Consider the following 25,416-nt stretch of genomic DNA (forward strand, 5'->3'; position numbering starts at 1 on the left):
GAGATCGCCTACATCCAGCAGGGGGACGTGCCGGGCCGCAATGAGCCCTATACCGGGGAGATCAACTACCGGAACGTCTTCAAATACATCCATGACAAGGGCTACGACGGCATCCTGGGCATGGAGCACGGCAACGCCCGTGAAGGTAAGGAAGGCGAGCAGGCGGTCATCGATGCCTACGTGAAAGCCGATACTTTTGAAACATAGACAAGGGCCGAGACCCGGGGTTCCGTTCATTTTTCTTGGAATTGCCGTTGAATCCGCATTTTCAGGATATATTCGGCGCCGGGTATTGAATTGAGAAAGGCAGTGCAAAACCATAACGGATAATTAATTACAAGCCTGTGGAAGGGTGTAGCGTAGAATAATTCGCGTATTCATGCTGCACTTATTTTGCAGGCTAAAATGCTTTTTCACAAAGCCCAAAAACAAATTGCCATAGCGTGCACTTTTCTCCTTTTACAATTTTCCTGCAGAGTATTTTGGTTTGTGGAATAATTGTGGGCTGTTCATCCGACAACAAGCTACAGTGGAACCAGGAAGATGGATACAGGTGGGCCGCCCTTTCTCCCGGGTATTTCGGGGAAACGGGGTTCGAAAAAAGGGGAGCCTCAACGACAAATATTCGTTTCTCCAACCACATTTCAGAGGAGCGTATCTCGGAAAACCGAAACTATCTGAACGGTTCGGGAGTGGCCGCTGCAGATATCGACAACGACGGACTGATCGATCTGTATTTCGCACAGCTTGAGGGCCCCAACAAGCTGTATAAAAATTTGGGCGGAATGGAGTTCAGGGATATTACCGGGGAGGCTGGTGTTGCTCATGAAGGATACAGCTCTACTGGTGTAACGTTTGCGGATGTAGATGGAGACGGTGATCCGGATCTCCTGGTCACTTCCCTCGCTGATGGCAATGAACTCTATATTAATGACGGGACCGGAAAATTTACGTTAAAAGAGGACAGCGGACTTGGTTCCTCCAACGGAAGCAACACGATGGCTCTGGCAGATATTGACGGGGATGGCGATCTGGACCTGTATATCACCAACTATAAGCTGAGGACGGCCCGTGATATCTTCAGTCCCGATGAATTGACAACAGAAAATACTATCGAGAAACGCGGAGATTCGCTTGTTGTTCGACCGCCCTACGATGAATATTACGATATTATTGAGACGGATGGCAGATCGTATCGGAACGAGTACGGAGCCGCTGATGAACTGTATCTCAATAATGGTTCGGGACGCTTTGAAAAAGTGCAGGATTCCGTCCATTTCGTGGACCAGGAGGGAGCCCCGATGGGCCTGCCGCGTGACTGGGGGCTGACGGCCCGGTTCCAGGATCTGAACGCAGACGGGCTGCCGGACCTGTACGTAGCCAACGATTTTTGGACCCCGGATCGCCTCTGGATAAACCAGGGGGATGGCATATTCCGCCAAATGCCCGATAATATGATCAGGAGCATGAGCTACTCTGCCATGGGCGTTGATTTTTCGGATATCGACCGGGACGGGAATTTGGACTTTTTCGTATCCGAAATGTTGAGCAGCGACCATCGGCAGCGCACCCGTCAACTTTCAGAGTTCCTTGATCCCATAAACGGGATTCCACAGTATAACAAGAATTCACTTTACCTGAACAGGGGGGATCATACGTTTGCCGAGATCTCCTATTATGCCAACGTGCAGGCTACCGAATGGTCGTGGGCTACCAGCTTCCTGGATGTTGACCTGGATGGGTATGAGGATCTGGTAATTGCCACGGGACATGCCTACGATTACCAGGATATCGACAGTCAGCTGAAGGCCGGTTCACAGTCCGGGCAGTCGATGGGAGGAGCAGGAAATATCCTGAAGTATCCGCCTCTTGATATACCGAACAAGATTATTCGGAATAATGGCGATCTCACGTTTACCGACCAAAGTTCGAAGTGGGGATTCGGGGAGGCTGACGTGACAAACGGCATGACAATTGCCGACCTTGACAATGACGGGGACCCGGATTTGGCGATGAACCGGTTGCGTCAACAGGCTGCCGTCTATGAAAATACGAGTGATGCCCCCCGGATCGCCGTTCGGCTGGAGGGGGAAGCCCCCAACACAATGGGTATCGGTGCCAGGGTGGAGCTTCATGGAGCGGGACCGGTCCAACAAAAGGAGATCGTAGCCGGCGGAAATTACGTTTCAGGTTTACAGCCGGCGGTTTTTTTTGCAGCTGATGAGCAACCTTCTGTTCACCGGATTGTAGTAACCTGGCCGGACGGCACCGAAAGTCAAATTGACAGCGTTAAGGCGAACAGGATTTACGTGGTGGAGTCCGCCTCCGCGGAAGAACCGCGGCAAAGCGGGGATAAGAGATCAATAAAATCGGCGTCAGCATCGACATTTTTTGCGGACGAATCCGACCGTCTTTCTCATACGCATCACGAAGACCAGTACACCGACACCAATATCCAGCCGATGCTACCGCTAAAGCTGAGTGAACAGGGACCGGGCATCTCTTGGATCGATTTTGACCGGGATGGCGATGATGACCTGTTTATCACTTCGGGAAAGGGAGAGGCTGCAGCGGTGTTTGAAAATGATGGAGAAGGAAATCTTACTGCAATTGAACCGGGGGCACTTGGCAGCGCAGCTCCAGGCGACCAAACCGCACTCCTGGGCTGGGGAACTGCGGAGGGGACACGGCTGATCATGGGCAGCGCCAATTTTGAACAGGGGGATCCCCGCGCACCTTCCGCGTATCAATTTTTGGTCAGATCGGGGCGGGAAGAGATTGAAAAAGACGCAGAGCTGCCGGGCATTCTATCAACTACGGGCCCCCTCACCGCGGCAGATGTCGATGCTGACGGAGATATTGATCTTTTTGTGGGAGGCAGCTTCAAACCGGCCAACTACCCACGTGATGCGCGTTCAAGAATATTCCGAAACGATAGGGGGAAATTTCAACTGGATCGGGCAAATGCCGACATTATGAATGAGCTGGGCCTGGTTACCGGGGCCGTGTTCACCGATTTTGACCGGGACGGAGACCCGGACCTGCTGGTAAGCCGGCAGTGGGATTCGCTGGTGTTGTTTGAAAATGAGGGGGGAACGTTCCGCAATGTCAGCAGTGCCATGGGACTTGAAGCTCACAAAGGCTGGTGGAACGGGGTATCGACCGGTGATTTTAACAATGACGGCCTGCCCGATATCGTGGCAACCAACATCGGGGCCAATAGCGTTTACCAGCTTAACGATCAGGCGAACGAGCCGAAGCCCCTAAAACTGTTTTACAGCGACTTCAATATGGATAACCGCGTCGATATCGTAGACAGTTACTACAGTCCGGCTTTAGATGCCTATGTGCCCCGGCGAAAACTCTATTCCTTCGATTCTCTTCCTGTTGTACTACGAAATGTTGCCTCGCATGAACAATATGCACATTCCTCGGTAGACGAAATATTCGGTCAGGATTTCAGCAAGATACCGTCTAAACAGATCAATACGCTGCGAAACATGTTATTCATTAACACGGGTTCGGGGTTTAGGCCCGTGCCATTGCCCGAATATGCCCAGTTTTCAACGGCTTTCCATCCCGCGGTGGCCGATTTCAACAACGACGGAAATGAGGATCTTTTCCTCAGCCAAAACCTGTTCCCGTTTCCCTCGTATATCCCGCGCCAGGACGCCGGACGCGGACTGCTTCTGCTTGGCAATGGTGCCGGGGATTTTGAGATCGTAAAAGGTCATGACAGCGGAATAATGGTTTACGGTGAGCAACGTTCGGCCTCCGTCAGTGACGTCAACCGGGATGGCAGGGTAGATCTGGCGGTTACCCAGAATGAAGGAGCCACCAGGTTGTTCTTTAATCAGACGGAGCGGAAGGGCATACGCGTCAGGCTCAAGGGGCCGCCCTCAAATGCCGATGCGGTCGGTGCTGCTGTGCGACTGGTGTACAAGGATGGCAGTAAAGGGCCCCTGAGAGAATGGCAGGCAGGTTCTGGGTACCGGTCGCAGCGCAGTTACACCCAGGTTTTGGGCGCCTCAAGCGAACCGGCGAGCCTGGAGGTTTTCTGGCATGACGGTTCTTCTCAAACAGTGGATCTGAAAGGAGAACCAGAGATTACCGTAACATATTGAGAGGAAGCCTTCCAAATCGATATTTTTAAGCACATTACCGGAATATAAATCAATTCACACCCCGTTATTTACGTTTTGAAACATTCATACCTGCAAATATTTGTCTACTTGATCTTTTTTTCGATATCTGCCTGTTCTTTTTCCGGAGAGCAGGGAGCCACCTTGTTTCAAAAGCTGTCTCCTGAACAGACCGGCGTCACCTTTAACAATGAAATCATCCCTTCCGACTCACTGAATAACTATAACTATCCTTTTACCTACCACGGGGGAGGGGTCGGGATCGGAGATATAAACAACGACGGCTTGCCGGATATTTACCTGACCGGGAATATGAAAAGTAGCCGGTTATACCTGAACAAGGGGAATATGCAGTTTGAAGATATTACCGATACGGCCGGTGTCCAGACCGATCGGTGGGTATCCGGCGTCTCCATGGTGGATATCAACGGGGATGGCCATCTGGATATCTACGTATCTGCTGTTTCGTCAGAAAGGGCACCGAAAGAGTCCCGTAAAAACCTGTTGTTTATCAACAACGGGGATCTCACCTTTACTGAATCGGCGGCAGAGTACAACCTCGACAGTACGGCCTTTACCACGCATGCAGCGTTCCTGGATTACGATCGTGATGGGGATCTTGATCTTTTTTTGCTAAATCATTCACCGGGAGCTTTTGCACGGAATAATGCGGTCCGGCCGGCGGGGCTGCCTGCCGATGAAACAAGGTATAGCTACGATGAGCTATACCGGAATGACAACGGAACGTTTACCCGCGTGAGTCCGGAGGCCGGAATTGTCAGGAAACAGGGATTTGGGCTGGGAGTGGCGGTCTCTGATATAAACCGGGATGGATGGCCGGATATTTATGTTTCAAATGATGTGATTACGAATGATGTGCTTTATATCAATAACCGCGACGGCACATTTTCAGACAAAACCCGGGAATTCCTGAAACACAGCAGTTTTGCCGGCATGGGCGTTGATATTGCCGATTTCAACAACGACGGATGGCCGGATATATACCAGACAGAGATGATGCCGGACGACTACATCAAGCGCAAGAAGATGAGTGGCGGGATCACCTACAGCCACTACCAGGAGATGCGGGCCAAGGGGTACTATCACCAGTATGCCCAGAACACCCTGCAGCTCAGCAACGGGATGACTCCGGAGGGAGATCTTGTATTTAGCGAAATCAGTCGCCTTGCGGGAGTGGCCTATACCGATTGGAGCTGGAGTGCACTGTTCGGGGACTACGACAACGATGGGCACAAAGACCTGATGGTGACCAACGGATTCCCGAAGGCGATCAACAATTATGACTTCCTGGAAGAGGCCAACAGCCTGGGCCGTTTTGGTACGGAAGAGGTCAACAAGCAGAAAAGACGCCGGCTCCTGGAAGAGCTTCACGGTTACAAAGTCCCCAACTATTTTTTCAGAAATAATGGCGATTTGACATTTGACGACCGATCGCAGGAGTGGGGCTTTGATACTCCTGGGTATTCCTATGGTGCCGCCCAATCCGACCTGGATAACGACGGGGACCTGGACGTGGTGATTAACAATATTAACGCCCCGGCCTCGATATTTCGAAACCGGGCGGATACGCTGACCAGCAATCATACTCTGACCGTCCAGCTGGAAGGTGCTCCTCAAAACCGCCAGGGCATCGGGGCACGGTTGATTGTTACCAGCCGATCTCAAAAGCAGCACGCCTGGGTTTCTCCCTACCGGGGATACCAGTCGTCGGTCGATCCCCGCCAGTTTTTTGGCCTGGGCGGCGACACAAACGTTGACTCCCTTGAGATTATCTGGCCCGATCATCAGTACCAGCTGCTGACCGATATCAACGCCGATACCCAGGTTGTACTCAGGTATGAGGAGGCCGACGGACGCTGGAATCCGCCATCACGGGGCGCCGGGAAGTCCCTGTTTACGGAAAGAACGGAAAAGACAGGGATTGATTTCGAGCATTCGGAAAATCGCTATTCTGATTACCAGGTTCAGGGATTGCTTCCGTATCAGCTTTCCAGGCTGGGACCTCCACTGGCAGTCGCGGATGTTAACGGAGATGGACGCGAGGACCTGTATGTCGGAGGCGCGGCGGAGCAGGCCGGTAAACTGTATTTGCAAACGACAGACGGTCGGTTTGAGCGGTCAGCGGAATCTCAGCCCTGGATCGATGACCGCGCCCGGGAAGATGTGGGAGCTGCATTCCTGGATGCAAACGGGGACGGGAATCCAGATCTGTATGTGGCAAGTGGGGGATATGAATTTTCCCCGGCATCAGACATGTTGCAGGATCGCCTCTACCTGAATGACGGAACAGGTCGGTTTATAAAAGATCGGGCTGCACTGCCCCAAATGTTGACCAGCAGTGGCGTGGTAAAAGCAGCTGACTATGATCAAGATGGAGATCCCGACCTGTTTGTCGGCGGTCGCCAGGTTCCGGGCCGGTATCCCTATGCACCCCAAAGCTATCTATTGCGCAACGACGGGGGCAATTTTAGTGATGTTACGGACCACGTTATACCTGAAGTATCCCAGGCCGGGATGATCACGGATGCCGAATGGATCGATTTTAACGGGGATGGAAATATTGATCTTGTCACTGCAGGCGAATGGCTGCCGATTCAGTTTTATCGCAATAACGGGGATTCGTTTGAAGATGTAACAGCTGAAACAGGCAACGAGTCGCAGCGCGGGTGGTGGCACAGCCTGGCCGCCGCGGATCTGGATGAGGACGGAGACCCCGACCTGTTAGCTGGAAATTTGGGAGAAAACTACACCTACCGCGCCTCTCCCGATGAGCCGTTTGAAGTCTACGCGGATGATTTTGACAGCAACCAAAGTATGGACCTGCTGTTTGCGGTTCAGCGAAATGGGGAGCATATTCCCTGGTATGGTAAAGCGAAGATGGGGATGAAAATCCCGGCCATCAACAAAAAATTCCAGAGCTATGAGGAGTACGCCGAAGCCTCGGTTGAACAGGTGGTGGGGACGAAGGCGATGGAAGAGGCATTGCACCTGCAGGCCACCACCTTTGAAAGCATGTACCTGGAAAATCGTTCAGAACAGGGCTTTAAGTCTCATCCACTGCCGAATGAAGCGCAGGTTTCCTCCGTTCAGGACATCCTTGTTCACGATTTTGACCAGGATGGAACAGATGATCTTTTGTTGGCTGGAAATTTGTATAATGCAGAACCCCAGACTCCCCGTAATGACGCCGGCAACGGTTTATTTTTGCAGGGATCGGGGACCGGATCATTTGCACCGGTTTCTCCATTCAAAAGCGGCTTCCTGGCTCCCCATGATGCCAAGAAGATGAAAATGATCAATATCGGAGGAACCCAGGCCGTGGTTATTGCAAATAATGACGGTTCTGTTCAGGTATACTTTGTAAACCGGGATGAATAGAATGTTTGAAATAGTTTCCAAAAGCCTCTAATTAAAATAAGGTGTGAGTTCGCAAGTAACACTAAAACAGATTGCAGAAGAACTCGGGCTATCCGCCATGACTGTCTCGCGGGCGATTAACAACAAAAAAAATGTTGATGAGAAAACGCGTGAACGGGTCCTGGAGAAGGCTCGAAGTATGGGATATACACCGAATTACGTGGCCAAAAGCCTGGTTTCAAGGAAAACCCATACCATCGGGGTCGTCATCCCGGAAATTTCACACGCCTTTTTCCCGGAGGTTGTCCGCGGTATTGAGGAGGTGACCTACAGCTCCGGTTACCACCTGATACTGACCCACTCAGCAGAACAGTTTGAGCGCGAAAAAGACGCCATCAACACGTTGCGGGCGCAGCGGGTTGATGGCATGTTGGTCTCATCTTCACAGACAGAAGATGATTACAGTTTTTACAAAGAAGTTATAAATTCAGGGATTCCGGTCGTCTTTTTTGATCGCTGCATTGAAAATATCGGGGCCAGCTGCGTGAGTGTGAACGACAAGGTGAGCTCCCGAAAAATTACCGCGCACCTGATTGCCCACGGGTACCGGGAAATTGCGCATCTCAGCGGACCTCGTGAAGTTTCCATCGGCAAAGAACGGTTTGAAGGATATGTTTCCGCATTGCGGGAAGCTGGACTTTCGGTAAAAGAACAGTGGGTGGTACAAAGTGGATACCAGGAGGAAGGAGGATATCGCGCCATGCAGAAGCTATTGCAGTTGCCTGATGAGGATCGCCCCCGGGCCGTTGTTGCGGTCAATGATCCCGCTGCCTTTGGGGCGATGGATGCCATCCGGGAAGAAGGGCTCTCAATCCCGGAAGATATCGCCATTGTCGGTTTTACGGATGAAGTGCGGTCCGAGCTGGTCGACTGCCCGCTGACGACCATCCACCAGCCGGCCTATAACGTCGGGAAAAGGGGAGCGGAAAAATTGATATCCACAATCGAGGAGGATGAACCCTTAATTGAGAATATCGAGATCGCCACCGAAATGGTGATCAGAAAATCGTGTGGATGCCCGAATATATGAACCGTGCTTTTAACTTTGCAGAATACGGGCAGGTCATCGCTTTGTTTTGATACTAAAATAGATGCGAGGTCATACTTTTAAATGCCTGGGCGATATAAATTAAGGGTGAATTCCCATCAAATAATATATGGTCAGAAGCATATTGAATAAGTTAAATGTTATCGCTAACATAAGGGCGTTCTGGTTGCCGGCTGTCCAGTTTGGGTAGTCGAATTTAAACGATTGGGATCAAGACATACTCGTGATTTTAAAGAAGCAGGGCGCCGGATGAGTGATATGGGTTTTGCAAAGCCTTCTGACCAGCACTTATAAGGCATAACTGACAACTGGCAGTCACACAGGATGCAATACCTTGTTACAAGTTCTGCATATTAATTGATGCCGAAATAGCTTTTGTTGAAGGCGAATCAGGCCTAAAATTAATGTATGTGGTTACGGTAACCAGTTGTAACACAATAGTATATTCTATTTAACATGTACTTAACGGGATGTTTTTACCGTATTACATATAACGCTCATTAACCAGTGAACCGGCTATTCCACTGTTTCCTATGTGAGACAGGATTAACTAGATTACAACTGAAACATCAGCCGGGCGTGCCGGTCGAAACTAAACGACATCATTTATGGGATTTACTACACTCGACTACATTGTATTTATCTCCTATGCCGTGGTTATTGTGGCAATTGGACTCTGGGTTTCCCGTGACAAGGAGGGGCACCAAAAAAATGCCGAGGATTATTTTCTGGCCGGGAAGTCTCTGCCATGGTGGGCAATAGGTGCTTCCCTTATAGCCGCCAATATTTCGGCTGAGCAGATTATCGGGATGTCAGGCTCCGGCTTTGCGGTCGGACTCGCTATCGCCTCCTACGAATGGATGGCGGCTGTCACGCTGATTGTTGTCGGCAAATACTTTCTGCCGATCTTTATCGAAAAGAAAATCTTTACGATCCCGGAATTTGTTGAGCAGCGGTTTAATACTACGCTTAAAACGATTTTAGCCGTTTTCTGGATTGCACTGTTCGTATTCGTGAACCTTACGACGGTACTCTATCTTGGAGCACTGGCTCTCGACACCATCATGGGAACGGGGGATGGCAGTCTCATGATCTATGCGCTCCTGGGCCTGTCTGCGATTGCTGCAGCTTACTCCCTGTATGGGGGACTGGCCGCTGTTGCCTGGACCGATGTACTGCAGGTTGGTCTGCTGGTCCTGGGTGGTTTTGTCGTCACTATCGCCGGTCTCTACAATGTTACTCCCGAAGGGGGCATACTAAACGGCCTGGCTCACATTTATGATGTAGCCGGAGAAAAGTTTACCATGATCCTGGATCGGTCGAACCCTGAATTTAGCAATCTACCGGGTATTGCCGTTCTGATTGGCGGACTGTGGGTGGCCAATCTCTATTACTGGGGCTTCAACCAGTATATTATACAGCGGACGCTGGCTGCAAAATCACTCAAGGAGTCACAAAAAGGGATTATTTTCGCCGGTTTTTTAAAATTGATCATCCCGTTGATTGTTGTCATTCCGGGTATTATCGTTTATGTGCTCTATAATCAGCCCGAAGGGACTACGCAAATTGCGGGGGTTGTTGATGCTTTTGCCAGGGAGGATGGAAGCATCAAATACGACAATGCGTACCCGTGGCTTATGAGGGTATTTCTCTCTCCCGGCTTTTTGGGCCTGGTGGTGGCAGCACTTGCGGCGGCCATTGTCTCGTCAATGGCTTCCATGCTCAATTCCGTGGCTACCATATTTACAATGGATATCTATATCCCGTATATAAATCGTGAGGCGACGGATAAGCAAACGGTCAACATGGGGCGAATTACCGCCGGAGTTGCACTGGTGGTGGCTATGCTGATGGCACCTCAACTGCAGACCGTGCCCCAGGTGTTCCAGTATATCCAGGAATACACCGGTATGGTCAGTCCGGGCATACTGGCGGTCTTCCTTATGGGACTATTCTGGAAAAAAACGACGTCAAAAGGGGCTATATATGGGGTGTTGGCCTCCATTGTAATTGCGGTGTTTCTGAAAACCCCTGCTGTTCAACTTCCTTTTCTGGACCAGATGTTCTACACGCTTATTGCCACCATCGCAATTATTGCAGGGGTCAGCTTGTCTACCAATCCCCGTGACGAGGATCCGAAAGCGATCCATACCACCGCTGAGATGTTTAAAACCAGCCCGGCGTTTAACATCGGTGCTTACGTTATCCTGGTACTGGTAGCTGTACTTTACGCCGTATTCTGGTAAAAAAATGAATATTAATTTCTAATACTGCATGATGAAGCAGCTGATCAAGAAAATAGAAACCGAGTTCAACAATCGTTTCCAGAGTGATTATATAGTGGTAAAATCGCCGGGACGAGTGAACCTGATTGGAGAGCATACCGATTACAACGACGGGTTTGTACTGCCGGCGGCCATCGACAAGGTGATTGTGCTTGCCCTGGCCCCGAACGGGGGGTCCGAAATAAATATGGTCGCCGTTGATAAAAAGGAAGCCCATACCCACGACCTGGATGAAGATAAGTTTTCAAAAACCGGGATGGGATGGCCCGACTATCTGCTGGGAGTGATTGTGGAGCTACAGATGGCAGACTATGAAATAGGCGGTTTTGATTGCGTTTTTGGGGGAAATATCCCGATCGGGGCGGGACTGTCTTCCTCGGCGGCTCTTGAGGGCGGCGTTATCACGGGACTGTCAGAAATATTTGATCTTGATATTCCCAAACGCGAGCGTGCCCTGCTGGCCCAGCAGGCGGAAAATGAGTTTGTGGGCGTACAGTGTGGTATTATGGATCAATTTGTAAATATTCACGGGGAAAGCGGTCACGCCCTGAAGCTTGACTGTCGCTCCCTGGAATATGAATTGTATCCCTTTAAGCAGGATGATATCCAGATTGTATTATGCGATACCCAGATTCGCCGGGAGCTGGCTTCCTCGGAATATAATGTTCGGCGGCGGCAGTGCGAGCAGGGCGTGGAGTTTTTTGCACAACATGATCCCGCCATCCAAAGCCTGAGAGATGTAGATCATGATCTGCTCGAGAAGCATCGCGACGAAATGAATCCCATTATCTACAAACGTTGCAGGTTCGTGATCGAGGAAAACGAGCGGGTATTGAAGGGCTGTGATGATCTTGAAAACAGGAATATCGATGCTTTTGGGGATCGAATGTTCGCTTCTCATGCGGGACTGCGGGATATGTACGAGGTCAGCTGTTCCGAACTTGACATTTTGGTGGAGGAATCTCGCAAGATTGACGGTGTCCTTGGATCGCGCATGATGGGCGGCGGTTTTGGCGGCTGTACAATCAATCTGGTGAAGGAGGAGGCAGTTGAAGAGTTCGCAGGTCGTATATCTGATATCTATCTCGAAAAAACGACCCGGGCCGTAAATATCTACAGAACAAAAATCGGAGGAGGAGCTGAAGTCCTCTCCCTGGAAAGTAAAAATCGGTAAGATTATGAAGCTAGATTTTTCGGAGCACCCGCACAGGCGACTGAATCCACTGACGGGGGAATGGATCCAGGTAAGTCCCCACCGGGCCAAACGCCCCTGGCAGGGCAAGGAGGAGGAGAAGTCCGCCGATCAGAAATCCCGGTACGATCCCGGATGTTATTTATGTCCGGGCAACGAACGGGCCGGCGATGCTAAAAACCCTGAATACACCAGTACGTTTGTCTTTACCAACGATTTCAGTGCGCTGAAGCCGGATACGCCTTCAGAATCCTTCAATACCAACGACCTGCTGGTGGCCAAAGGGGAAAAAGGGCTCTGCCGTGTGATCTGCTTTTCCCCCCGTCACGACCTGACCCTGCCGGAGATGGAACTGTCACAGGTTCGCGAAGTGGTGGATCTCTGGGTCAGAGAGTACCGGCAGCTCGGCAACCGGGAGTATATAAATTATGTGCAGATCTTTGAAAACAAAGGGGAGATTATGGGATGCAGCAATCCACATCCCCACGGGCAGATCTGGGCGCAGGAAACCATTCCCGACGAACCGGCAAAAGAGCTGAAGCAGTTTAAAAAGTATTATGAGAAGCACGGTAACACGCTTCTGCAGGATTACCTGGAGATTGAGCAGCAGGAGAACGAGCGTATTGTCGTCCAAAACGAACACTTTGCGGTCTTGGTGCCTTTCTGGGCCTTCTGGCCGTTTGAGACCCTGCTGGTGAGCAAACGACCGTTCAGCCGCTTCACTGATATGACGGAGGAGGAAAAGGAGGCGCTGGCTTCTGTAATCAGCAGGATCACGATAAAATATGACAACGTATTTAATATCTCGTTCCCGTATTCCGCCGGCTTTCATCCCGCTCCAACCGATGGGAATGCCTATCCTGAGTGGCATTTTCACATGCATTTTTATCCACCTCTGCTGCGTTCGGCCACGGTTAAAAAATTTCGGGTAGGGTATGAGATGCTTGGTAGCTCGCAGCGGGATATCACCCCGGAGGCCGCAGCCCGGTTGTTGCAGGATCTCCCGGAAATTCATTACAAAAAAGGGAAGTAAAAAGTCCCCTTCCAGTGCGTAGCGCTCACATTTACGTGGAATGAGGATGGAGTTCCGAATTTTATCCTCCCGAAATAGCGGAAAATTGAGATCTGTTCCATCCGGACAGTAATTTGTCTTCCCTGTAACAACTAATAATCACAGATAAACCAACCATTATGATAAAGCACAATGTAATATTGTTTGTATTCGGCGTTGTATTGATTCCGTTTTTGCTATCGCCGGACGTGACAACTGCCCAGGAAGTGATGGGAGAGGTATGGTCGGAAGAAAAAGCACAGCAGTGGTATGACCAGCACGACTGGATCTCCGGAGCCAACTTTAACCCCAGCACCTCCATCAACCAGATTGAGATGTGGCAGGAGTTTAGTTTTGACCCGGAAACGATCGATCGCGAACTGGGATGGGCTGAAGATATCGGTTTTAATACCATGCGCGTATACTTGCATTATCTCGTATGGGCCCGCAGTCCGGAGGGACTGAAAAACCGGATGGAGCAGTTTTTGGAGATCGCCGACAGTCATGGCATCAAAATAATGTTTGTGCTGTTTGACGATGTGTGGGGAGACGATCCGAATTTGGGGGAGCAGCCGGACCCTGTTCCCGGTGTCCACAACAGCGCCTGGGTGGAAAGCCCCGGGCACGATCAGCGGCTGGATGAGGCGCTATATCCGGTCCTCAAGGCCTATACACAGGATTTGATCAGCCACTTTGATGGGGATGACCGCGTGCTGATGTGGGATCTCTACAATGAACCCGGAAACGGTAAAAACCCGCCGTCCAGCTCACTACCGTTGCTTAAAAACGTGACAGCGTGGGCGCGTGATGTGAATCCCTCCCAACCTATCACCATCGGGATGTGGATCTGGAACGATGATTTTGAAGAGCTGAACAGGTTTTCAGCTGCCAATTCTGATATTATCACGTTTCACGACTACAACTCCATCGATCGAACCCGCGAAGTTGTAGGACGCCTGCAGGAGATGTACGACCGGCCGATGATATGTACGGAGTATATGGCACGAACCAACGGCAGTAAGTTTCAGACTCATTTCCCGTTTTTTGCCGAGCAGAATATCGGGGCCATAAACTGGGGACTTGTCAGCGGTAAAACGCAAACAATCTATTCCTGGCAATCACCACGAGGATATGGAGATGAGTTCTATGAGCGCTGGAGAGGTGAAGTTCGCGAAGTATATCGCTGGGAAGATCATCTCCAGGCTTCTGAGCCCGAAGTTTGGTTTCACGATATCTTTCGCCGTGACGGTTCTGCCTTTGATACCTCCGAAATTGAGCTGATAAAACGAATCAACAAGGAATATTAGCCTTCATTTCTCCAGGATATTTGCTTTGTATGGAAGGCAAAGCGGAAATAACCGCACAGGCGTTCTTTCATTGACGTTGGGTAAGTTGTTTCCGCTTATACACCTTAGGCAGGAGAGCGATCTCCCATTATCCTTGTTGGGGAAATTTATGAATGATGGATTATGGATTGTGGATTCCGAGGATCGATACTCCGCATCTGCCTGGGAATGCCTCAAATAAAAAACTCTGTCTCCTTTACCGAAGACAGAGTTTGATCCGCTTTTAGCGCGGTATAATGGCGTATGCAAGAGTATAGCCGCCTATAGATGATATTTACAACTCTTGTAAATTAAGTCGGTTAAATAAAAACTACCCAGCTGCCTTTTTGGTAGTGCCGGCGTTCCGCAATGCGCTGACCAGATCCTGGTACGATTCAACGGATGTTTCCAGGTCCTGGCTTTTCAACATGATTTTTCCGTTAAGTACAAGCTGGCAGCTCATGCCCCGGTACTCGAAATCCACCACCTCCAGCTTTTCCTGGTAGTCGTGGTACGGTCTGCTCACGTTCTCAACAAACATTATCTCAAATGCCAGTTGTTGTCTCAGGGATTGAAATAAACGTTCCATAATGTAACCTCTTGATGATTATCATGGACTTTTAGACGCTGTTTACTTGTCGAAGGTACCCAAAAGCTCGTCATAGGCTTCGATTGCGTCCTCATCGCGGCCGAGTGATTCGAGCACTTCCGCTTTTTTGTACATTGCCTGTTCCAGCAATCCTCCTTTTCCCGAAGAGGCCTTGAACCGCTGAATTGCCTTGCCGATCGCTTCAAGCCCCTGCTCCAGCTTGTCAGCCTCCAGCAGGGTGTCGACTCGTTTTGCGTATGCGTGATCCACATATTTGCTGAACTCGCTGTTTTTTGAATCATCGAGCCGATTGATCAACTGCTCGTATACCGGCAACAGCTGATCACGGAGTTCCAGCTTCTCCACGATCTTCATTTTATTGATGAGAGCGATGGACGCCTGGTTATAGAGTTCGGGTTTCTCTGAACGGGCAAAACGATCAAATACTTTGTCCAGCGCCGGTATCGCTTCATTTAGTCGACCTACTTTATGGAGCAGAGCCGCCTTTTTAATTAATGCTTTATCAACATACCTGCTCTGGGCATTGGTTGTGCTTGGCGCCTGCGGGGTTGAGGGGGCTTCTGGAGCATCTGTGGCATCGCTGCCAGCGCCTTCGGTTGCTTCTGGTTGAAGGCCCGTGTCTATTTCCTGTTCAACTACTTGTCCGTTATTGTGGTGCTCATCTGATTGCATATTATTCCTTTCTGACTCTTCACTGGGTTTTTGACTATTTTCGGTTGAGGTGTTCGAAACAACGGAAACTGATGAATTATCAATTTCAGGATCTGCGGACGTTTCCGGTGGCATATTTTCGAGGGACGTTTCAGTACCCAGGGCTGAAATCACATTGGTTGTGACAATGTTGAGTCCGCTACCCTGGTGTTTCTGGGCGATCTCCTTGATCACATTTTCCACATTCGATTCCTCATTCTCCCTCTGTTCCAGAAGTGCTTCAAGCTTGTCGGACCCGATGTAATTGACCAGGGAAGTAAACGTCCGCGCCATATATTTCAGAATAATCTCGGACTTTGGTGACTCAAAACAATCCCTGAGTTGATCCGTAATCTCCTCGATCGATAAACGGTGGATTGCGGTATCTTTTTTGAAAAGCTCTCCATATGCCTGAAGTAGCCCGATAGCCAGCGCCTCCGCAGATGTTTCGGGGTCCCTGAACTGTTCAAGCAGGGGAGTGGGGGTGTTGTCGCTCCTCAACATTCGCAATTCTTTTAAGAGCGTCAGGATCAAAAAATCGGGAGGATTTTCGTATCCAAGTCCTTCAAGAAAACTGTTCTCAATTCGATCAGGCAGTTCTTGTTCCGTCCTGATACTGTCAAGAATCGCTTCCAAGTTATCCGTATTTACCAAAAATTTTTCAGTAAGTGTCATGGGTCCCTCTGAGACTTCAAGTTAATGCCGCAATCTTGTTTCAAACCATCCATTTTTAATTCATTCGTAATTTTTGTAATAAAAAACTTCATTACAAGTTAAATTTCTCTATAATTACCTGTATTTAAAAGCTTTACCTATAAATTAAATTAGAAAATAGCCGTTTATGGCCTTTATAAAGGGTGTTTCACTATTTCAAACTGTTATATATTATTAGATAAATCTAATGTAACAGATTGGCAAAACCCGACTTCGCCCGGGTTTTTGTGGTTAAAATCTTAATTTAGAAGGCGTAAACTGCTGTTTTGAATGCACTCGGGTGTTGGTCTTATATAAAAATGTCTGGCTTTAAAAATCCCTCTATATGTCAGTATCGGCTATCAGTTGTCAAGTGGTTAGCAACAATCAGCTAATCCCTGATAACCAATAGGAAAATATCCAGGTGGTGATTTTTTGGGATTCGGTTTTGTTTACACAAAAAAGAACATTCCTGTACAGGGGAGTGACTGCAAAATTTTCACAATGCTATCCATGTAGTGACAGCGTTTTTTAAGTACTGTACGGATAGATCTCCACAGACCATTGAGCATGTCCTGGGATTTGATAAAATCACTAAATTGTGATGTGGTAGTTTAGGAGGTGGAAATGGTGGGTGATGTAGGATTCGAACCTACGACCCCTAGCTTGTCGAGCTAGTGCTCTAAACCAACTGAGCTAATCACCCAAGGCGAGCTTAATATAGGAAAATCACGGCATCCTTATCAACGAAAATTTTTATGGACTGTTGTATCAGGTGTTTTCCCTGAAGTAAATATTTAGTAATGCTGGTTGGCAGGAGAAAGGCCACTTTTGAGAATACAAATATTCATCACGAATTTAAGATCGAGTTGTGCTTTCGGCTGATAAGGAGGTTTTGTATCTTTTTGCGCTCCATTGCAAGTCACATTCGTTATTAAAATATCAGCATGGTACAGCGCAGAGAAATCAGAGAAGTAGTATTACAGGCCCTGTTTGCCGAAGAAGTAAGCGGCAACAGGTGGGAACAGGTCTTGTCTTCCCTCATAAAACCCAAATTGACCAAAGACAAGTCCGGCCTGAAGTTCGCCGAACAACTGTTCCTGAAGACCGCAAAAAATAAAGAAGAACTAGACAGCATTATTCAAGATCATATCAAAAACTGGAATATCCACCGCCTGGCAACAGTAGACAAGTTGATTCTGCGACTGGCTTTATGCGAGTTTTTGTTTTTTGAAGAGATTCCCACCAAGGTAACTATTAATGAGGCGATAGAGATCGCCAAGCGCTTTTCGACTAAAAAGTCAGGAAATTTCGTTAATGGCATTCTGGATGCGGCGTTGGAGCGGCTCCGGAATGAGGATCGAATACAGAAAAAAGGGCGTGGACTCATCGAATCATCATTTAATTAGAGATCCTGCACAGTGGCCAAAAAGAAATTTATCGCAATTGGCGATATCCATGGATGCCTGCAATCCTTACAGTCGCTCCTGAAAAAGCTGGAGCCGTATGCCGATCGCCAAATCGTTTTTATCGGGGATTACATAGACCGGGGACCAGACTCCAAAGGGGTCGTGGATCTGCTGCTGGAGTTTCGCAACCATCACGATTGCATTTTTCTGCGTGGCAATCACGAACAGATGCTGCTCGACACGCTCTGGCGGGACGGGCTCAACATGTGGATCAACAACGGGGGGCGAACCACCCTGAATTCCTACGGAACCAATTCCCGACACCTTGATTTGCCGGAGAGTCATCTGGAATTCTACCGGAACACGCGGATATTCTACGACACTCCCGATTATTTTTTCGTACATGCGGGGCTTGCTCCCCATAAAAAAATTGAAGAATCAGTTCGAAACGAGCAGGAACATGTAGAATTTTTGTGGGAACGCTCGCACTTGAACGCTTTTGAGACGGTGTGGGAAAAGAAAGTGGTGTTTGGCCATACGCCGCGACCTCATCCCTTTCAAAAAGAAAAGATGCTGGGTATCGATACCGGATGTGTGTATGAATCCCTGGGCTACGGCAAGCTTACGGCCGCCCTGCTGCCGGAAGAGGAGTTTATCCAGCAGGTTTGTCTAGACAAATAAGTAATTCAAAATCAGGCTGTCACCTTCAACTCCGTGATAGTGAACCAAGGTAAAATATCGAATAATGAGCCTCAGATGTGGAATAGTAGGACTTCCCAATGTAGGAAAGTCCAGTTTGTTTAACGCCCTAAGCGATGCAGGGGCTGAATCAGAAAATTTTCCGTTTTGCACCATTGATCCCAATGTCGGGGTCGTGCCGGTACCCGACAAGCGCCTGGATAACCTGGCCGAGATTGTTCAGCCGAAATCCAAAGTCCCCACCAGCGTGGAGTTTGTGGATATCGCCGGTCTCGTAAAAGGAGCTTCAGAGGGAAAAGGAAAAGGCAACGCTTTTTTGTCGCACATCCGGGAGGTGGACCTGATTGTGCATGTAGTACGCTGCTTTGACGATCCCAATGTCATTCATGTGGAGGGGAGCATCAATCCCGCCCGCGATATCCGGATTATTGAGGATGAGCTTGTATTCAAGGACCTGGTCTCCGTAGAAAAGCGGGAGGAAAACCTGAAGAAGGAAGCCAAAAGCGGGGACAAAAAGATTATTTCACAATACGAAACCGTTAAACGCCTTCGCGAGCACCTGGAACAGGGGAATTCCGCCCGCACGTTCACTGATGACCCGGAGGAAAAAAAAGCCTACCGGGAACTGTTCCTGCTCTCAGACAAACCGGTGCTGTACGCTTGTAATGTCAGTGAAGAGGACCTCGATGGCGGTAACAAGCTGGTCGAACAGGTACGTGAAATTGCCGCTGAAAATGATGATGAAGTGGTTACCTTTTGCGCCAAGATAGAGGAGGAGATCGCCGAGCTGGACGAGGAGGAGCGTGCAATGTTTCTCGAGGAACTGGGAGTTGAAAGTGCAGGACTTGATCGACTGATACAGGCCGCGTACAAAGAGCTGGGACTCATCACCTTTTTTACGGCGGGTCCAAAAGAAGTACGGGCGTGGACGGTGCGCAAGGGCGCCAAAGCCCCGGAGGCCGCCGGCGTTATTCATTCCGATTTCGAACACGGTTTCATCCGGGCCGAGACGGTCAGCTATGAAATCTACGCCGAGCTGGGCTCAGAAAAAGCGATCAAAGATGCAGGCAAAATGCGCCAGGAGGGGAAAGACTATGTGGTACAGGATGGCGATGTAATGCTCTTCAGGTTCAACGTCTAACATTCAACATTCAACTTTCAACCTTTTCTCACTAAGCTCCGGTTAGCAGCCGTTCCATCCGCTTTTTGAGCTGCCCGGCCGCAGTGGCATAGCCACCCCCGCTTCCATCTACAAAATGGATATGTTGCCGGTGGTATTTAAACACCATGCAGGTAATCATAGCCGTTTCTGAGAGATGAAACCCGTACGCCAGTCGACCGGCTTCAAACTTTTGCTCCAGGAACTGCTGCAACTGTTGAAACTGCTCTTCTGTGCCACTGATCACTACCCGCAGCATATCGTCAAACTTCCGGTGGTCGGAATTGAGGGCAAGGTCCGGTTTATAGAGCGACCAGTTTGTATCAGCAGATTCATATCCCAGGGTCATGAACAACTTTCCAAGCATGACCTGGACTTTAACTTTCAGCATGTACATGATACGCTGCATCCGGCTCATTCCAAACGTACGGAATTTTATCTCTCCCATCAGCGATTGTAGTGACATATTCATGTTCAGCCGTGCGGGATCGATCGGATTCGTGTTGTCGTCAAAACCGAAGATCTCACGCATTTTGCGCAGTACCTGCTCGTAAATTACACCCTTATTACCTGCAGAAGGGTTAGCTTTTACCAGCATGGTGATCACTTTTTTCCCCTGTTGTCCCACCTCCTGCCAGCGACACTCCAGCCCGGTAAAATCGGCCTCAATCCGGCTGCCCGCAGAAGCGATTATGTATTCATCCTTTCCCGCATTTTTTAACAGGTTCTCTGCATACGTTAATCCACCACCCGAGAAGATGGCCTGGCTGTAGGCTTTCGAAACCCGGTAACGGGCAATTTGTACATCAAACCCGGCTTTACGGATCCGCCGAATCGGGATGACAGCAGCCCTCAGGTCAAGACCGTATTGATGCTCGCCAATTGCCTTGCTGGCGGCCAGGACCTCCCGCGCTTTATTCAACAACGAGGGCGGGATACAGAATGAGCATCCGTCTCCGGCAAAGGTATAGGGAATGTCATCCTTGTTCTCCAGGTTGAGCATACCCACGATAGGAGAGGCTCCCAGAATATTGACCCTCTTGTAGCGACCCTTTTCAACAGCCCCCGTGGAATTCACAATATCCGTAACGGCAACATACCAGTTGCCCGGAAGGGGATGAAAACGGGCCGGATCGGAGAGCTGGAAAAAGGAGTCCAGCAGTGGCAGGTCCGAATAAAAAGAGTCCATAGGTTCAGTCCCCATCGGGGCACCCGGGCTTTAAGGCAGATTCGAAATTATTGATTTGGCTCTTTACTGGAATCGGAGGCAGGTTTAAAACGGATTTCCGTGGTATCGGCAGGGACCATATAGGGATTGATGCGATCGTGCACCACCCACGCATCCGAGTACTTTCGCTTTACCAGGCGTGAGAACTCAATCGCACGGTGGCGCTCATTAAAATCACCGACGTGAACCTTGTAATAGGGCTGCTTGAAAAAGACGTATGTTTCAGGTTGAAAGCCGACGATTGTGGTATCGGACCACATGCGAAACGACCGGGCTACCGAGTCGGCAAGTGATACATTCCGGGTTGTAACAACCTGGATGCGGAATCCGTCAAAAGGATCACGATTCCCAGATTCGGCGTCCGGAGAAGACTCCATAAAAAAGTCGGGCATCTCATGATTTTGGGTCGCATAGAGATCGCTCAAACTGTTGCGATAAGCCGCAAAATCAAAGTCGCTTTCGGTTGCTGCAGCGTAGGCAGAGTCCTCCGCCGTTTCACCGAGCGCTCCCTCCCGGGTGGTTTGTGTGGTTTTACAGGCCGAGAGTCCGGCCAGCAGGGCCAGGACAAGGACAAAAGATCGATATCGATATGAGTTCGGAATGACAGTTTGCATAAATTAATTTCCTGTTGGATGCCAGGTCGTTTTAATTTCCTGTAATTTCATAATTAAGTCGGGACTTTCCACCTCTGAATGGTCCCAGTTTTCGTAATATTCCCGCGTTACTCGTTTAACGTTTAAAGCGGCATTTTCTTCTAATTGTTTCCGCATTTCCTGGTCCATATCGCGATCGGCATTTACAAGGGCATTCACATCCATGTGAGAGGAGAGCGGTGATAGAAGTTCATCCCGGTAACCGGTCAAAATATTGACAACTCCCCCGGGAACATCGGAGGAATGCAGCACTTCAGCAAAACTGATCGTCACGTTCGGGGCCGTCTCCCCAGCCAGGACAACGCAGGTATTGCCGCCTGCCATGACGGGAGCTATAACGGAAATCAATCCCAGCAGGGCAGGGGTTTCGGGGGGCAGAACCGAAACGATACCCACCGGTTCGGGCACGCTGAAATTAAAATGATTGCCGGCAACGGGATTCACCGTGCTGTATACCTGCTGGTATTTATCTGTCCAGCCGGCATAGTATATCAGGCGATCGATGGTGCCATGGACTTCACGCCGGGCTTCCTTTTCGGACGAACCGAGGCGTTTCAGCTCTTTAACAAACTGGGCTTTACGTCCTTCCAGCATCTCCGCAATGCGGTAGAGAATCTGTCCCCGGTTGTAGGCCGGGCGATTTTGCCACACGTCGAAAGCACTGCGGGCGGCAACTACAGCATCGCGCACATCTTTGCGAGAGCACCGGCAGGCGTTGGCAAGGAAGTTGCGATCCTTGTCATACACCTTGTAAACCCGCCCTGATTCGGTCCGGCGAAAGCTGCCACCCACGTAGGTTTTATATGTTTTGTTTACTTCAATTCTTTCTGACATATCAACAATTATTGGTTAGAACCCTATAATATGCTATTCTAAAGCAACGGTAATGGATATAGCCATTATGTTAGCTGAACGTAGGGATACAACCCGTGGAGCCCGCCTTCGCGCCCGACTCCGCTTTCCTTGTATCCGCCAAATGGAGCGGTCGGGTCAAACTGGTTGTAGGTGTTGGACCAAACCACGCCATTTCTGAGCTTCTTTCCGGTTTCGAATATTTTTGATCCCTTGTCCGTCCAGACGCCCCCGGCCAAACCGTAGGGAGTGTTATTGGCCTTCTCAATTGCTTCGTCGGGAGTTCGAAATGTCTGGATTGTCAGCACCGGACCAAAAATTTCTTCTTTTACCACGCGGTTCGACTGCCCGACGTTGGTAATCAGGGTCGGTTTGCAGAAATAGCCTGCATCCGGAAGTGGACTGGAGCCCTGGTATATTTCTGCCCCTTCCTCAATGCCGATCTCAATATATTCCCTGATTTTATCGTATTGCTGTTTCGAGTTTATCGCACCGATGTCGGTGTTTTTGTCCAGGGGGTCGCCCACGATAAGCGTTTCAATACGATCGCGCAATTTCCGGTAAATAGTGTCGGCAATACTCTCTTGCACCAGCAACCGGGAGCCGGCACAGCAAACATGTCCCTGGTTAAAGAAGATCGCGTTAATAATCCCCTCAACAGCCTGGTCAACGGCCGCATCCTCAAAAATGATGTTTGGTCCCTTGCCGCCCAGCTCAAGCGTATATTTCTTTTCGGTTCCGGCCAGCGATTTCATGATAATTTTACCGACCTCCGTTGAGCCGGTAAAGGCGATTTTGTCTACATCGGAATGATCAACTATTTCAGCACCGGTGGTACCGGCCCCCGTTACAATGTTGACAACACCTTCCGGAATATTGGCTTCCTGGCACAGTTCGGCAAACTTGAGAGCCGTCAGCGGAGTCGTTTCAGCAGGTTTTAAGACCACCGTATTGCCGGTGGCAAGGGCGGGAGCTACTTTCCAGGCCAGCATCAGCAGCGGAAAATTCCACGGGATGATCTGACCGGCCACGCCCAGTGGTCGGGGTTGTTTGGCAGGGAAAGCGTACTCCAGCTTGTCGGCCCAGCCGGCATAATAGAAAAAATGGGCGGCAGCCAGCGGGATATCTACGTCCCGCGATTCCCGAATCGGCTTGCCTCCATCCATCGATTCAATGACGGCAAACTCTTTGGCCCGTTCCTGAATCAACCGCGCCAGCCGAAAAACATATTTGCCCCGTTCTTTCCCGGGGAGCGTAGACCAGCTTTTTTTGAAGGCTTTTCGGGCGCTCTTTACCGCTTTGTCGACATCCTGTTGGGTGGCCTCGGCTATCTCTGCAAGCGGCTTTTCGGTAGCCGGATTGATCGTGTTAAAATATCGCCCTTTTTCAGGTTCAATAAATCGTCCGCCGATAAACAGGTCATACTGGTCGTTAATTTCCACATGGCTGGTACTTTCCGGAGCATCCGCATAAGCCCACTGCGAACCAAAGTGAAGTTTTGAACTCGGAGAACTGGGTTTGAACGGCTGCTCGTTCGGGTCCTGCGATTCAGTGGATTTTTTTTCTTCAGTCATAAAATATCAATGATTAAAAAAGATTCTCAAGACGCTTGACTAGCCCGGTTTCCGGACTTTTCCCAATTCATGGTTCTTATCTATAATATTTTAACGTTCCAAGCTTGTTCAATTTTTCTCCCGGACAAACCGCAGTGCCTGTTAGAGAGCTTTGCAAAACCCTCAATTCCTCGTTTTAAGGGAGTTGTACAGTTGTACTCCCGTTTAAAGGTCGCCGAGGTCGGTAGTACAACTACCTCCCAACAAAATAGCAGGTTCTGCAAAGGCCCCTGTTATTATTTATCTGGCCCGAACTCACAACTCTTTTCTCAAAGAGGATCAGTTTAGGGAACGTTCAAACGGATCAGTCATTGGAAAAATAATCACTGCTTTGGTAGACACCGGACTCATATTTCTCAATCTGCATGAGCAGATCATTTGTTAATGAGCTGGCCCCAAATCGGAAATATTCCGGCGTGAGCCAGGCATCTCCGAGTGTTTCCTTGACCAGAACCAGGTATTGCAGGGCCTGTTTGGCTTTCCGGATACCCCCGGCCGGCTTCATTCCCACCATACGATCGGCTTCATAAAAGTAGTCCCTTATGGCTTCGGTCATCACCAGGGTAACCTCTTGTGTTGCAGCGGGTTTTATTTTTCCGGTTGATGTTTTTATGAAGTCAGCTCCCGCGTGCATGGCCAGGTCACTTGCCTTGCGTACATTTTCAAGTGTCTGCAGCTCCCCGGTCTCCAGGATGACTTTTAAATGGGCATCACCGCAAGCCTGTTTAACGGCGGCAATTTCATCAAAAACATACGCATATTCACCTTCCAGGAATTTTCCCCGGGAGATCACCATGTCAATCTCATCCGCCCCCTGGGCTACGGCAAATTCCGCTTCCTGAATTTTGGCATTACGGGTTGTCATTCCACTGGGAAAAGCGGTTGCTACGCTGGCCACCTTGATGTTGGTGTCACGCAGTTCCGCTTTTGCGGCCGATACCATGTTTGGGTAGACGCAAATGGCCGCAACGGTGGGCAGGTCAGGTCGGTCGGCATGGGGCATTTTCGCCTTTTTGCAGAGCTGCTTCACTTTGCCCGGCGTGTCGCGACCTTCCAGCGTGGTCAGGTCGATCATGCTAAGGGCCAGCTTCAACGCATACCTCTTCGCGTCTTGTTTGATACTGCGTTTATTTAATCGCGAAACACGCTCTGCTACTCCTGTGGCATCAATCGGTTTGGTCGTATAAAAATCGGGATATTCGCCTGGCAAAATTCGGCACTGTTGGTTTTTAGTTAATCATGAGGAAAGGTAAGCATTCGTAAATATTCATTACAATTTAAATACCCGGACTATTCACCATTATGAATACAGTACGTTAACTAAATCCG

Annotated in this window: 17 protein-coding genes, 1 tRNA gene and 1 pseudogene; 11 read left to right on the forward strand and 8 right to left on the reverse strand. The window is 49.5% G+C overall.

Annotated features, from left to right (window positions below):
* The 8 genes and pseudogenes from ACG2F4_RS07995 to ACG2F4_RS08030 all read left to right on the forward strand — a co-directional run.
* Positions 1 to 207: pseudogene (locus ACG2F4_RS07995) on the forward strand (xylose isomerase); the annotation flags it as partial.
* A 236-nt stretch (positions 208 to 443) separates the two neighbouring features.
* Entirely contained in the window at positions 444 to 4,124 is a 3,681-nt protein-coding gene (locus tag ACG2F4_RS08000; RefSeq protein WP_395259700.1) for an FG-GAP-like repeat-containing protein, read from the forward strand.
* A 75-nt stretch (positions 4,125 to 4,199) separates the two neighbouring features.
* Positions 4,200 to 7,541: a VCBS repeat-containing protein gene (locus tag ACG2F4_RS08005; RefSeq protein ID WP_395259701.1), complete on the forward strand. Its 3,342-nt coding sequence runs from the start codon at positions 4,200 to 4,202 to the stop codon at positions 7,539 to 7,541.
* A gap of 43 nt (positions 7,542 to 7,584) precedes the next feature.
* A complete protein-coding gene (locus ACG2F4_RS08010) occupies positions 7,585 to 8,610 on the forward strand; it encodes a LacI family DNA-binding transcriptional regulator (RefSeq protein ID WP_395259702.1) in 1,026 nt (341 codons plus the stop codon).
* Positions 8,611 to 9,236: 626 nt separating this feature from the next.
* The gene (locus ACG2F4_RS08015) at positions 9,237 to 10,874 is read left to right on the forward strand and encodes a sodium/sugar symporter (protein WP_395259703.1); all 1,638 of its coding nucleotides are present in this window, start codon (positions 9,237 to 9,239) and stop codon (positions 10,872 to 10,874) included.
* A gap of 28 nt (positions 10,875 to 10,902) precedes the next feature.
* Positions 10,903 to 12,087 carry a galactokinase gene (gene galK / locus ACG2F4_RS08020; RefSeq protein ID WP_395259704.1) on the forward strand — a complete coding sequence of 395 codons (1,185 nt, stop codon included), beginning with the start codon at positions 10,903 to 10,905 and terminating at the stop codon, positions 12,085 to 12,087.
* Between the two features lie 4 nt (positions 12,088 to 12,091).
* Positions 12,092 to 13,138, forward strand: a complete 1,047-nt coding sequence (locus ACG2F4_RS08025) for a UDP-glucose--hexose-1-phosphate uridylyltransferase (protein ID WP_395259705.1) — start codon at positions 12,092 to 12,094, stop codon at positions 13,136 to 13,138.
* Between the two features lie 158 nt (positions 13,139 to 13,296).
* Positions 13,297 to 14,463, forward strand: a complete 1,167-nt coding sequence (locus ACG2F4_RS08030; protein ID WP_395259706.1) for a cellulase family glycosylhydrolase — start codon at positions 13,297 to 13,299, stop codon at positions 14,461 to 14,463.
* Between the two features lie 349 nt (positions 14,464 to 14,812).
* Here the strand turns inward: ACG2F4_RS08030 and ACG2F4_RS08035 are convergent, their stop codons facing one another.
* The 3 genes from ACG2F4_RS08035 to ACG2F4_RS08045 form a co-directional block, all read right to left on the reverse strand.
* Entirely contained in the window at positions 14,813 to 15,070 is a 258-nt protein-coding gene (locus ACG2F4_RS08035) for a hypothetical protein (protein ID WP_395259707.1), read from the reverse strand.
* A 42-nt stretch (positions 15,071 to 15,112) separates the two neighbouring features.
* Complete coding sequence (locus ACG2F4_RS08040; RefSeq protein WP_395259708.1) at positions 15,113 to 16,456, reverse strand: DUF5343 domain-containing protein; 1,344 nt, start codon at positions 16,454 to 16,456, stop codon at positions 15,113 to 15,115.
* 646 nt (positions 16,457 to 17,102) lie between these two features.
* A tRNA-Val gene (locus tag ACG2F4_RS08045) sits at positions 17,103 to 17,180 on the reverse strand.
* 241 nt (positions 17,181 to 17,421) lie between these two features.
* On the opposite strand from ACG2F4_RS08045, the gene nusB reads away from it, so the two are divergent.
* The 3 genes from nusB to ychF all read left to right on the forward strand — a co-directional run bounded on the left by nusB (position 17,422) and on the right by ychF (position 19,723).
* On the forward strand, positions 17,422 to 17,883 hold the full coding sequence (nusB, locus tag ACG2F4_RS08050) for a transcription antitermination factor NusB (protein ID WP_395259709.1): 462 nt from the start codon (positions 17,422 to 17,424) through the stop codon (positions 17,881 to 17,883).
* A gap of 12 nt (positions 17,884 to 17,895) precedes the next feature.
* Positions 17,896 to 18,564, forward strand: a complete 669-nt coding sequence (locus ACG2F4_RS08055) for a metallophosphoesterase family protein (RefSeq protein ID WP_395259710.1) — start codon at positions 17,896 to 17,898, stop codon at positions 18,562 to 18,564.
* Between the two features lie 64 nt (positions 18,565 to 18,628).
* Positions 18,629 to 19,723, forward strand: a complete 1,095-nt coding sequence (gene ychF, locus ACG2F4_RS08060; protein ID WP_395259711.1) for a redox-regulated ATPase YchF — start codon at positions 18,629 to 18,631, stop codon at positions 19,721 to 19,723.
* 31 nt (positions 19,724 to 19,754) lie between these two features.
* On the opposite strand, the gene ACG2F4_RS08065 is transcribed toward ychF, so the two are convergent.
* The 5 genes from ACG2F4_RS08065 to deoC form a co-directional block, all read right to left on the reverse strand.
* Positions 19,755 to 20,930 (reverse strand): DUF3095 domain-containing protein, encoded by a 1,176-nt coding sequence (locus ACG2F4_RS08065; RefSeq protein WP_395259712.1) that lies wholly within the window; start codon positions 20,928 to 20,930, stop codon positions 19,755 to 19,757.
* 47 nt (positions 20,931 to 20,977) lie between these two features.
* The gene (locus tag ACG2F4_RS08070; RefSeq protein WP_395259713.1) at positions 20,978 to 21,583 is read right to left on the reverse strand and encodes an SPOR domain-containing protein; all 606 of its coding nucleotides are present in this window, start codon (positions 21,581 to 21,583) and stop codon (positions 20,978 to 20,980) included.
* A gap of 3 nt (positions 21,584 to 21,586) precedes the next feature.
* Positions 21,587 to 22,456 (reverse strand): aldehyde dehydrogenase family protein, encoded by an 870-nt coding sequence (locus tag ACG2F4_RS08075; protein WP_395259714.1) that lies wholly within the window; start codon positions 22,454 to 22,456, stop codon positions 21,587 to 21,589.
* A 65-nt stretch (positions 22,457 to 22,521) separates the two neighbouring features.
* Positions 22,522 to 24,048, reverse strand: coding sequence for an aldehyde dehydrogenase family protein (locus tag ACG2F4_RS08080; protein ID WP_395259715.1), 1,527 nt, complete (start codon positions 24,046 to 24,048; stop codon positions 22,522 to 22,524).
* A gap of 343 nt (positions 24,049 to 24,391) precedes the next feature.
* The gene (gene deoC / locus ACG2F4_RS08085; protein ID WP_395259716.1) at positions 24,392 to 25,297 is read right to left on the reverse strand and encodes a deoxyribose-phosphate aldolase; all 906 of its coding nucleotides are present in this window, start codon (positions 25,295 to 25,297) and stop codon (positions 24,392 to 24,394) included.
* Between the last annotated feature and the right edge of the window lie 119 nt (positions 25,298 to 25,416).

Source organism: Halalkalibaculum sp. DA3122, from assembly GCF_043951865.1.
Lineage (GTDB): Bacteria > Bacteroidota > Rhodothermia > Balneolales > Balneolaceae > JAMQKA01.